Here is a 13,059-nt window from a genome sequence, read left to right as displayed (position 1 = left end):
CTAAGTCTTTCATAATTATGGTAAAATGTTATTGCTACAATAATTTCAAAGTATAGGAGGTTTTTGCAGTGAATAACTTTCATCCATTAGATATTATGGATGTATTTTATAGATCGTTATTTGATTTTAATCCTGATTTAGTAATCTATATGGACTTGGATGGGATTATTGCAAAAACAAGCAAGAATCTAACTAATATTTTCGGATATTCAATAGAAGAGTTTACAATTACTCCGATTTTAAATTATATTTCAAAAATTGACCAAGCTGAATATGAGAAGAATTTATTGCCTGTACTAAATGGGGAAGCAAGGGAAATGGAGATTCATTTATTACATGAAAATGGTAAGTTAATCCCAACTTATACAACGTTGATTCCTGCAAAGGTTGAAGGGAATATCGTAGGAGTTTTTGCTATTATCAAAGATTTAACTCGCTTCAAACAAATAGAGAGTGACCTTTTGGAGTCCGAGGCAAAGTTTAGGGGAATTGTAGAGGAAGCTTTGGTTGGTGTCTATATAATTAGAGGACATCAGCTCTTATATGGAAATCCGCAATACCACCAAATACTTGGCACTAAATATCCAGAAAACAATTTTGATATATTTGATTTTGTTCATCCTGATGATCGAGAACTTTTACAAGTAAACTTTGACTCATTAAGAGAAGGGGATACGGGTATAAATCATAATGTACGTGTTATTCGCAAAGATGAATCGGAAATTCAAATTGAAGCTCATTCCAAGCTAATATCTTTAAATGGAAAACCAATAATATTAGGTACAATTATTGATATTACAGATCGGAAAAAAGCGTGGGAACAAATTAATTTTCTTGCGTATTATGATCCATTGACGAAATTGCCTAATCGGAAATCTTTTGAAGAAGCATTAGAAAAAGAATTAGTTATAGCAAAAACAATAGACCAAAGATTGGCGGTTATGTATCTCGATTTAGACCGCTTTAAATATATCAATGATACAATTGGTCACAATATTGGTGATGAATTGTTAAAATCTGTATCAAATCGATTACAAATAGTATTAGGAGAAAAACATTTTCTTTTTAGAATAAGTGGAGATGAGTTTGCAATTATTTCACCTGATTGCAAAAATATAGAACATATAATTCATTTAGCGAGACAAATCGTAAGTTCAATGGAAGAGCAGTTTATCATCGACCACTATCGCCTTTCTATGACTACAAGTATTGGGGCAAGCATTTTTCCAACAGATGGAGAGGATTTAGTAACTCTCATGAAGAAGGCGGATGCAGCTCTTCATATGGCAAAAGGTGATGGGAAGAATACCTATAAGGTATATTCTTCGACAATGGATATTCAAACATATAAGACTTTCAAGTTAGGATCTGACATAAGATTGGCCCTTGAGGAATGCCAATTTGAATATTACTATCAGCCAAAAGTCGATATAGAAACTAACAAAATCGTTGGTGCAGAGGCATTGCTTAGATGGAATCATCCGGAATGGGGATTATTGTATCCAAATGATTTCATTCCGATAATAGAAGAAAACGGGCTCAATGAAGAAGTTGGCAAAAAGATGAACTTGATCGCATGCAAGCAACTCAAAAAGTGGCATGATTCCGGATTACCACAGATCCCTATTTCAGTAAATTTATCTGCCAAACGGTTTTTTGATAAAAATTTAGTAACAAACTTTCAACAAATACTTGATGAATCAATTCTTGATCCTGAATTCTTAGAAATAGAGATTACAGAAACGTCCATGTTAGAGAACGAGAGAATTGTATTAGCTACTATAGAAGGATTAGTACAAACAGGAATCTCCATTTCCTTAGATGACTTTGGAACCGGATTCTCATCCCTTTCTTATTTAAACCGATTTAAAAAATATATAAAAACCTTGAAAATTGATCGTTCATTCATCATGGAGATGAATCAAGATAAAGATAATGAGTCTGAATTTATAATAAAAACGATGATTCAGTTGGCTGAAAACTTAAAAATGGATGTGGTTGCTGAAGGTGTTGAAACGATTGAACAATGCCAAATTCTGAAACAGATGGGGTGTAGCGTAGTTCAAGGCTACCTGTTTGCTAAGCCTGTCCCAGCCTCGGAATTTGAAGAACTACTAAAGAAAGGGACAATCGATAAAATGGTTGTTTCTAACTCTGATCGAAACGAGATGGTGGAAAAAAGGAAGTTTTTCAGAGTACCATTGCATTTTCCGTTAAGCGGTTCAATGACGCTAACTCGGATCAATGGTCGAACGGTTGATGTTGGAAAGACGGTTGTTTTGATCGAAGATATAGGAATAGGAGGTCTTCGATTCTTAACCGACTTAAAGCTAACTGTGAATCCAAATATTATTCTTGAATTTGAAACCTATCTCTTCGGAGAATCCATTAAATTACTGGGCTCCATTGTATGGATGAATGAAGTAAAGCCGGAAATTTATCAATATGGCGTTCAATATGTAATTGACGAAAGCGAAAGAGCAGAAATCACCCCCATATTAAACAATCTGGCAATTAAGCTTCGAAATGCTCCATTAGTTCCTGATTGCAGCTTTGTATCTGACAATCGTTATGAGTTCATCAGGAACTTACGAAAGTAAATTAGGAATATTAAAAAGGACAGTCCTCTAAAGAACTATAGGAACTGTCCTTCATTATTATTGTAGTTTTTCTTTGAGTTTTCGCATGACCCGTTCTCTTCTTTTCTTAATACCCGAAACTGAAATTCCTGCTCTTTCGGCACAAAATTTTAGGGAACAACTTTCGATGAAAATCCAACTTAGAAGTTGACGTTCTGCGATTGACAACTCGGAGATGGCTATCTGGATTCGATCACTCCACACATCTTCTGCAGCAGTCACTTCATTGGCCAGTACATTCAATATCTCATCTTCCAACGGGGCTTCTCGTTCTTCATAACGGTTCTCCCGCTTCAACTCATCCAAAATGGCACCGCGTATACTCATGTACGCAAACGGGGCAAAGTCGCCACGCTCTTCTTCATATTTGGACCATGCTCGCCAAAGGGCGATCCTTGCTGCCTGTCGGTACTGATCATGGTCACGGTAAATGTTCAAACTCCACATCGCTGCCGAAATCATCGGCTCAAACTGCAGTAATACTTCCTCAAACCTTTTCATCTTCCGACCTTTCCGGCCGTGCACGACACATTGATTATTCCCGGGTGACTACATCGTATAGCAAAAAATCAGACGCAGCGACCTGGGCCAAGTCGCTTATTAAAAGTGATATAGGTCATATCATGATGAATTTTGATAATATTTCGCAAGATTATATGAATAATGGTACGACTAATTGATAAATGAGAAGTTTTGTCGGTTTTCGGGGAACAACCTATTCGACAAGCAAAATCTATTTATTTGCTGGATGACTTGTTAGGTCTTTACTGATAAGGAAACGACAATTTATCTCCCTCTATCGAACCATATCGTTGTTTGTTGGATTAGTTCAATGGTAATATTCGTGAAACATTTGCAACCGATTTTTAATGTTATGAACCTCTTTTGAGTATGCTAAATTCTTAATGACATACAAAGGGGGTGGCTTTTTTGCGTACTTATTATCGCACTCTTCTAATGACTGTTCTATTTGTATTAATGTTAAATTCAATAGCTTCCGCCATGAACGGGAGTAGGGTAACTGTAGAGGAATCACTTTCAATTCAAAAACCAGTTCCGAGCCGGTTGCTAACACCCGAAGATCCACATGAGTTGGTACGAATCATTGTTGAGTTGGAGCAAGAGCCGACAATTAAAAAAGCGACAAAGAAAGGTGTTCTGTATAAAGAACTTAAACCGACTGAACGTGTGGCACTTGAAAAAGGAGTCCTTTCACAACAAGAAACAGTTCAAGAAAAGATTCAAAGCGAAGCCCCATCCATTGAATACTTAAGCAATTTTACAACTGTTTTTAACGGTTTTTCTGCTGAAGTTGAGGCTGAACATGTTGAGAAAATTGCTAAAATAGAAGGGATTAAGGCGGTATACGAAGCAACAGAATATAGTCGTCCGGTAGAGAAACCGGAAATGGTGTATTCCAAAGAGCTTATACAAACTCAACAAGCATGGAACGACTATGCTTTCAAAGGGGAAGGCATGGTTGTAGGAATTATCGATACTGGAATCGATATAACGCATAAAGATATGGTCCTTACAGACGAAAAATCAGGAGAAATCACTGCTGAACAGGTAAACTCTCTACTTGCAAAAGGCTCAATCGAAGCAGGTAAATACTATACTCCAAAAATTCCGTTTGGTTATAACTATATGGATGATAACGACATCATTATAGATTCGATCCCGGATGCTTCGATGCACGGGATGCATGTTGCCGGAATTGTAGGGGCAAATGGAAATGAAGAAAATGGTGGGATTCAAGGGGTTGCGCCTGAAGCGCAGTTATTGGCGTTAAAGGTTTTCGGGAATGATCCTGAATTTCAATCCACCTTTGGAGATATTTACATCGAAGCAATTGATGATGCGATTAAATTAGGGGCGGACGTTATTAATATGTCCCTCGGTTCTACTGCTGGCTTTGTGGATGCTAACCATCCTGAACAACAGGCAGTCAAGCGTGCAGTTGATAATGGAGTGTTGGTAGCTATTTCTACTGGTAACTCTGCATTGTTTGGGGACGGCTATTTCTTTCCATATACTGAAAACCAAGATTATGGTTTAACCGGATCACCTGGCATTTCGGAGCATTCTTTAAGTGTAGCCTCTTTTGAAAATAGCATGTTGACAGCTTATAGTTTTAACTATTTTGTAAACGGTGAGGAAGTGAATCGTGCACTGTATTTATTAGCAAACAGCTCATTCCCCGATAAGTTGTTAACGGGGCCTATGGAAGTTGTCGATACTGGATTCGGTACGGTAGAAGATTTTAAAGACAAGGACGTCAAGGATAAAATTGCTTTGATATCCAGAGGGGAGATTCCTTTTGTAGAGAAGGGACTGAACGCCCAGGCAGCAGGTGCGGCAGGTGTAATGATCTACAACAACACTGAAGGAACCGTCAATATGATCTCAAGCTCTGTGATTCAGATTCCATATATGTCAATCCTTATGTCAGATGGTTTGGCAATGAAGGAACATTTGGACTTGGGTCAAAATGTAACCGTTGAATTTGATGGACAGTTCATTCATAAGCCAAATCCATTAGATGGAAAGATGAGCGATTTCACTTCATGGGGCCCAACTCCGAATTTAGATTTTAAACCGGAAATTACGGCGCCTGGTGGTAGCATCTTTTCAACTTTAAATAATAATCAGTATGGAATGATGAGCGGTACTTCGATGGCAGCCCCGCATGTAGCAGGAGGGGCCGCATTAGTATTTGAACGTGTTGACAATGAGTTTGGATTAACTGGTTCGGAACGAGTGGAATTGGTGAAAAATCTATTGATGAACACGGCAAAGCCAATTGAATTTGAAGAAGGAGAATTTATTTCTCCTCGTCGGCAAGGAGCCGGATTGATACAACTGGCTAACGCATTAAGCACAGAAGTAGTTGTGACGAACGAGGCAACCGGAGAAGCGAAGGTAGCGTTGAAAGAGATTTTTGGCAATACAGCTACTTTTACTTTGGATGCTAAGAATTACTCCGATAAGGAAATTACTTATCATGTCGATGTAGGTGTACAAGTCGATCAATGGGGAGAAGCGTTAGGCTACCTCGTTACTTCACCGAATGAATTCGGTTCAAATGTGGTAACAGACGAAGTGAATATTGATACGTTAGAATTTCTCACGGTGCCAGCAAATGGCTCGATAACTCTAAATGTGTCCATTGAGTTTAGTGGAATTGAATATCTTCGGGAGTATTTTACAAATGGATATTTTGTAGATGGATTTGTTATTCTAACTGACTTAAATGAAGAAGTAAGCGGAAATGTACCATTAGTTGTTCCGTTTTTTGGTTTCAATGGTGGATGGGATGATGCACCTCTATTTGATCACTTTGCTTGGGATCCGATGTCCTTTTGGGGTTACACAGCGTTGGTGGATAGAGATGGCAATTATATCGTAGGTGGAAAAGAATTCAATCTTGATCGATTTGGATTCTCACCAAATAATGACGGCTTACTTGATGAAGTGATTCCGGTCTTCTCCCTTCTGAGGAATGCCAAGGAATTTAGGGTTGAAGTGACCGATCATGACGGACAAGTGCTCCGTACTCTCCGGACAGCGAAAGAATTGAGGAAACATTATAGTAATACAACTGATGCTCTCCCATATTCGTTCAATTTAAATTACGGATGGGATGGGATGGTTAATAACATTCCTGCCGTAGATGATCAATATTTTATAAAGCTTAGTGGTGTTATTGACTATCCAGGTGCTGAATGGCAATCAATCATAGTCCCTGTTAAAATCGACACAATTGCACCGATTGCAAGTGCTATATTTAATTCTATTACACAAACGGTAGAATTGGTGAATATAGATGATGGAGACGGAACCGGAATTGAATACTGGGAAGTATTAGTGAATGGTGAAATAGTTTCAGGTGAATTGGATCCGGGAGAAGAAATATTTGTTTTAGACCAAGATTTAATGCCGGAAGATACGATTAGTGTAGCACTGACAGAACATGCAAAGAATACAGCAGAAGTAGAAGTGACTATAAATGATGATGAAGTGGAAACGGATGGGCCAATCATCACAATTGATAGTCCCGTAGAAGGTTCCATTCATAATATTAGTGAAATAACGGTAACAGGTAGTATTGAGGATGAATCGACTATAGAACATGTATTAGTAAATGAAAATGAAGCCGAAGTTACTAATGCTACTTTCACTCATACACTAAAACTGGAAGATGGACCTGCACAAATTTCAGTGCAGGCAACAGACCGGTATGGCAATATAGGCAATGCTGAAAGAACCGTCTATGTCGATACTACTGCACCATTATTAGAGATTAATACTCTCGAAAGTGATGAAGAGTCCATTAACTTTTTAATTCGAATAAAAGATAATTATAAATACATTGTTTTAAGAGTTAATGGAGATCAAGTCTATACCAATGATGCAACGCCTGATGAAATAGGAGGATTTGAAGAAGAACTACCTATAAATGTACCTGTTACCGAATCCGGTGTGTATCTCTTCGAAGTAGAGGACATTGCAGGCAATATTACAAACCAACGTGTTGTTTTTGGCGAGGGTAAATATGAGGAGTTATTAGTTCCATCTACCATCAATATGGTTGAAAACCAGGAAGTAGATTTTACAATCACTTACACTACCACAACAGCAGAAGGAACAACGAGTGAAGACGTTACTAAAGTAGCTGAATATTCAATTGATAACCCGGTAATTGTGCTAAATAGCGTGAAAGGTACAATTAAGGCTAAAGCTCCGGGAACAGCTGAAGTAACTGTGAAATACTCCAATTTGGAAGAGAGATTCACGGTAAATGTAATGGAAAGTGAAGAGCCGCAAACTGAACAAGTACTGGTTCTTCAGGATAGCACTTTCTCAATGCTGGTAGGTAATAGAATAACGATTAAGGCAAATTTAATCACTATTGATTCCGATGGAAATCAGATTGATATTCAAGACATATCAAGCCAACTTAAATTTAAAGATTTTGATGATCAAATTATAGAGATCGAAGACAATGATGTAATTGGTAAAGCTGTTGGAAAGACTGCGGTAACTGCTTATTATGACAATTTAGAAGCTACGGTGATTGTTGCGGTTCAGAGAAGGCCACGCCCAAATCCAGCTCCGGATCCAAAACCGCCCACGCCACCGACAAGTGATCAACTAGTAGATGAACAGGTGAAAATTCCTAATACACAAGAGGTAAAAGTTGAAGCACCTGCCCCTACTATCAGTCAACCGACAGTAAAAACAGAGCTTACGTCTAAGTCGATGAAAGCATTAGCTGATTCCGGTAAATCATTAATAGTTAAAGCTGGGAATATTGAAGTGGATGTTCCATCGTCAGTAATTAAAAGTATTAACCTTGGTGCGAATGAAAAAGTTTCATTTCAAATTGAATTGGTGAATGATGCGAAAGTGAATACTTTAGGTATTTTAGTATCAGATGTGTTTGACTTTTCAATTTCAATTACAGGAAATCAAGGAACACGGGGAGTATCAAACTTTGCAGAGCCGATTACTGTTATCATGCCAATAAAATCTTTTCCAGAAGATCATGAAAAAGTGGCGGCATACTATTTAAACGAGGAAACAGGAAGACTGGATTACTCTGGTGGAATTTACTCGGACCACGCTATACGCTTTAAGACGAGACATTTCTCTAAATTTGTTGCAGTTGAATCGTATAGTACTTTTGCTGATATTCATAACCATTGGGCGAAAAACGAAATCGAAGTATTAGCGTCCAGAAAGATTACATCTGGTACGGCAGAGAATGTTTTCTCTCCAGATGATGAAATGACACGGGCACAATTTGCCGTCTTGTTGGCAAGAGCACTGAATCTGCCGAATAAGAGTTTTGAGGGAATATTCAAAGACATTCCTGAACATATGGAGTGGGGAAATGTTGAAATTGAAGCTGCTTATCGTGCAGGAATCATTAAGGGGAAATCTGCAGGGATTTTTGAACCGAATTTGCCTATTACACGGGAGCAAATGGCTTTAATGATGATCCGGGCTATTGAGTATCAAAATCCTGATCAGTTGAAGGGTTTAAATGTAGTTAATGAATTTAATGATATCGGCGGTGTGAATCCTAACTCTCTTAAATCTATTGAAGCTGCAGCTTCTCTTGGACTATTAACCGGTTTTTATGATGGGACATTTAGACCAAGGGATTTTTCGACCAGGGCACAAACTTCCGTCGTATTATACCGTTTGTTGAAACAATTAGGAGAAATATAAGTGAATAAATAGAGTGATCCAAAATACACGGGTCACTCTATTTTTATTCTATTAATATTTTAAATATTTAGTCATATTTTACTAACCTACTTCATATAATCTATTGTATGGCCGAAATTCATTTTATAGTAGGGAGGAAAAAGAGTTGGTGAAGTTAAAACGTGTTCTTCTGCTAATGACTATCTTCATCTTATCGTTCAGCAGTGCAGCCATTGCTGCAACAGGTCCTGCACTCACACCAAAGAGTGGGACAAGTCCGTTAACTCTAAGCAAGCCGGATATTAGTCTTCCGGAACGCTTGGCAAATCCGGAAAATCCGGAAGAGAATGTGAGGATCATCGTTGAATTAACGGATGCTCCCACAATAGAAAAGGCAACTCAACAAGGGGTTCTATACAAAGAATTGAGCCGTACAGAACGCCAAAATTTAGAGAGAGCAGTTGAAGGCAAACAGCAAAATGTAAAAGCAAGCATACAAAAGGCAGCACCAACCATTAAATTTAAAGCCGATTTTACGACTGTATTTAATGGATTCTCTGCAGAAGTAAAGGCAGGATTAGTAGAAAAGATTGCAAATACGCCTGGAGTAAAAGCAGTTTATGAATCTACTGAATACGAACGTCCTGTAGAAAAACCAGAAATGGTTTATTCGAAAGAACTAGTACAAGCCCAACAAGCTTGGAACGAATATGGTTTCAAAGGGGAAGGAATGGTTGTAGGAGTCATTGATACTGGTATCGATCCTGACCATAAAGATATGGTGTTGACTGATGATGCATCAGGCGAAATCACATCTGCAGAAGTAGAAGCATTGCTTGAAAACGGTAGTATTGAAGATGGTAAATACTACACTGCCAAAGTTCCATTTGGTTACAACTATATGGATAATAACGATATTATTCGTGATATTGGTCCGGATGCTTCCATGCACGGGATGCACGTAGCTGGTACAGTAGGTGCAAATGGTAATGAAGAAAATGGTGGTATTAAAGGGGTTGCTCCTGAAGCTCAATTACTTGCTTTGAAAGTATTCGGTAACGATCCTTTATTCCCATCTACCTATGGAGACATTTATATTGAAGCAATTGATGATGCGATTAAATTGGGTGCAGACGTCATTAATATGTCACTCGGCTCGACTGCAGGATTTGTAGATTCTAAGAATCCGGAACAGCAAGCTGTAAAACGAGCAGTGAACAATGGCGTGCTTGTTGCAATTTCAGCAGGTAACTCAGCATTATTCGGTGATGGCTATTTCTATCCGTATGCTGAAAACCAAGACTATGGATTGACGGGTTCACCAAGTGTATCCTATGAGTCTTTTGGTGTCGCTTCTTTTGAAAATAGTACATTAACAGCATATAGCTATAAATATGCGTTTGATGGAGCAGATGCTGGACGAGCACTTTATTTATTGGCTAATACTGCGGATCCATCAGAGACATTCAGCGGGCCAGTTGAAATTATGGCTGCTGGTCTTGGGAAACCTGCAGACTTTGCTGGAAAAGATTTTAATGGCAAGGTTGCATTAGTTCAACGTGGTGAACTTCCATTTACAGAAAAAGGATTAAATGCCCAAGCTGCAGGAGCTGTTGGAATCATTATCTACAATAATGCTGAAGGAACTGTCAACATGGCGTCCGATCCGGCAATCACAATCCCTTACATGTTCTCATTAAAAGCAGATGGGGATGCATTAAAGTCTGCACTGGATGCAGGACAAACGGTAACCGTACAGTTTGATGGACAGTTTACAAACACGGCGAATCCATTAGCTGGACAAATGAGCGCATTCACGTCTTGGGGACCAACTCCAAACCTGGATTTCAAACCTGAAATTACAGCTCCGGGTGGAAATATCTTCTCGACATTGAATGATAATAAATACGGAATCATGAGCGGTACTTCAATGGCTGCGCCACACGTAGCTGGTGGTACAGCATTGGTAATGGAACGAGTCGACAAAGAGTTCAAACTGAAGAAGTCTAAACGCATTCAAATGGCGAAAAACTTAATGATGAACACTGCCAAACCGGTTGAATTCGCTGAAGGTGAATATGTATCTCCACGCCGTCAAGGTGCTGGATTGATGCAACTGGCTAACGCTTTGAACACAAACGTTGTAGTGACAAACAAAGCAACAGGTGAAGCGAAAGTTGCATTAAAAGAAATTACAGGAAACGTGGCAACATTCACGTTAGAAGCTGAAAACTTCTCGAATAGAGACGCTACTTACAATGTTGATGTTGCTGTACAAACAGACTATCCAGTTGATGCTGGTGGGGTTTATATTACTCCGCAAAATCAAGTTGGTTCTTTAGTTGTAACAGAAGATGTAGACATAGATGCAGTTAACCAAATCACAGTTCCGAAGAAAGGAAAAGCTGTGTTTGATGTATCTATTGACTTAGGTTCCTTGGAAGGTTTACGTTCATTCTTTACAAATGGTTTCTTTGTCGATGGATTCGTTACATTGACTGATCCAAACGAAGAAATTACGGGCAATCCCCAATTGACAGTTCCGTTCTTCGGTTTCAATGGCGGATGGGATGACGCACCTCTATTTGACTATTTCGCTTGGAATCCAATGACATATTGGGGCTACACAGCATTGGCTGACGAGCAAGGGTCCTTCATTACTGGAGGGGGAGCGTTTGATACAAATCGATTCGGATTCTCTCCTAACAATGATGGAGTACGTGATCAGGCAGTCCCTGTATTCTCTTTAATGCGAAATGCTAAAGAGTTCAAGGTGGAAGTAGTAGATGCTAAAGGTAATGTTGTTCGTACTCTGAGAACAGCAAAAGAATTGCGAAAGCATTATATTAGTGCAGCTGGTCAGCCACCGTACACTTATAGCCCGAACTACGCTTGGGATGGAAAGATCAATGGCAAAGTAGCTGCTGATGGTCAATACTTCATTAAACTTAGCGGTGTAATCGACTTTGCTGGTGCCGAATGGCAATCCATCTCTTACCCAGTAAAAGTGGATACAAAAGTACCGACTGCAAAAGTGGCATACGACTCAACAACTAAAACAGTTAAACTATCTAATGTTTCAGATGGTGATGGAACTGGAATCGAGTACTGGCAAGTGCTTGTCAATGGTGAGGTTGTTTCAGGCAAATTGGCTGCTGATGCAATTGAGTATGTCATTACGCAAGAAGTACCTGAAAAGGCTAAAGTGGAAGTCGCTTTTGCTGACTCAGCTTCTAACTATGGGGTAGCTAAAGTTGGAGGCGAAAAGAATGAGCCAGTCATTTACATTAACGAACCGGGCTTCTTCTCCGCGTATGGCACTGGGGAAGTATTAGTTGAAGGACGAGTTGAAGATGAATCTGACATTAAGTCTTTAACCATTAATGGTGAAGAAGTGGATGAGTTTGACGGATTAAACTTCTCTCACGTATTGACATTAACGGATGGCGTGAAGGACGTAAAAGTTGCAGCAACAGATATCTATGATAATTTCATGGAGATCCGAAGAATCATCTTCGTCGATACTGCTGCCCCAGAACTTACAGTTGAAAATGCACCTTCAAACGTAAAAAAAGAAACAGTTAAAGTGAAGGTTAATTTTAAAGACAACTTTGATCAAATGCGTTTGACGGTAAATGGTGACGAAAAATTCAACCAAGAATTGTCTGAACCATACACAATGAAAGGCTTTAATAAAACAATCACTGTTGAGTTAGCTTTAGTTGAAGGAGACAATGAGTTTGTATTCGAAGTCGAGGATTTAGTTGGTCATAAAACAACACAAACGATTGTGATTAAACGGGAAGGTAAAAAAGGTAATAACAACGTGGAACCGCCAGTTACCGCGAAACCTGTAACACCACAATTGCCTGGAAAACCAATTACAACAGATCCGGTAGTTCCACAATTACCAGGTAAACCAATTATTACTGATCCGGTAGTAGTTCCGCAATTACCAGGAACTCCTGGAGTAACACCAGAACTACCTGGTAAGCCAGTACCGGTCTTGCCAGCACCAGTAAAACCTGTTTTAACAGAAATTTAATAGAGCTTTTGTAGCCCCTATGAGAAATCGTAGGGGTTTTTTCTGTTCAGTAAAATAGACCTATTATCTTTGTATTTGTTTAGGAGTTTAGATATGTATATAGAAATAATGTGCACTCCCTTTGATTCATTTTTTTATTAATTGATACATTTCTGTATT

At 38.8% G+C, this 13,059-nt stretch carries 4 protein-coding genes; 3 read left to right on the top strand and 1 reads right to left on the bottom strand.

Translation table 11 applies throughout. The features are described from left to right. The first annotated feature begins 68 nt into the window (after positions 1-68). Positions 69-2,600 carry an EAL domain-containing protein gene (locus ACFOZY_RS05845; RefSeq protein ID WP_378153273.1) on the top strand — a complete coding sequence of 844 codons (2,532 nt, stop codon included), beginning with the start codon at positions 69-71 and terminating at the stop codon, positions 2,598-2,600. Positions 2,601-2,657: 57 nt separating this feature from the next. Here the strand turns inward: ACFOZY_RS05845 and ACFOZY_RS05840 are convergent, their stop codons facing one another. Next, entirely contained in the window at positions 2,658-3,140 is a 483-nt protein-coding gene (locus tag ACFOZY_RS05840; RefSeq protein ID WP_378153271.1) for a sigma-70 family RNA polymerase sigma factor, read from the bottom strand. A gap of 429 nt (positions 3,141-3,569) precedes the next feature. Here ACFOZY_RS05840 and ACFOZY_RS05835 point away from each other — a divergent pair, with 429 nt between their 5' ends. Next, positions 3,570-8,876: a S8 family serine peptidase gene (locus ACFOZY_RS05835; RefSeq protein ID WP_378153269.1), complete on the top strand. Its 5,307-nt coding sequence runs from the start codon at positions 3,570-3,572 to the stop codon at positions 8,874-8,876. A 148-nt stretch (positions 8,877-9,024) separates the two neighbouring features. Next, positions 9,025-12,900, top strand: a complete 3,876-nt coding sequence (locus ACFOZY_RS05830; RefSeq protein ID WP_378153394.1) for a S8 family serine peptidase — start codon at positions 9,025-9,027, stop codon at positions 12,898-12,900. The last annotated feature ends 159 nt before the right edge of the window (positions 12,901-13,059 follow it).

Source organism: Chungangia koreensis (genome assembly GCF_042651785.1).
In the GTDB taxonomy this organism is placed as follows: Bacteria; Bacillota; Bacilli; order Bacillales_A; family Planococcaceae; genus Chungangia; species Chungangia koreensis.
The sequence above is the reverse complement of the archived record's forward strand: the minus strand, read 5'-3'. Positions and strand labels throughout refer to the sequence as shown.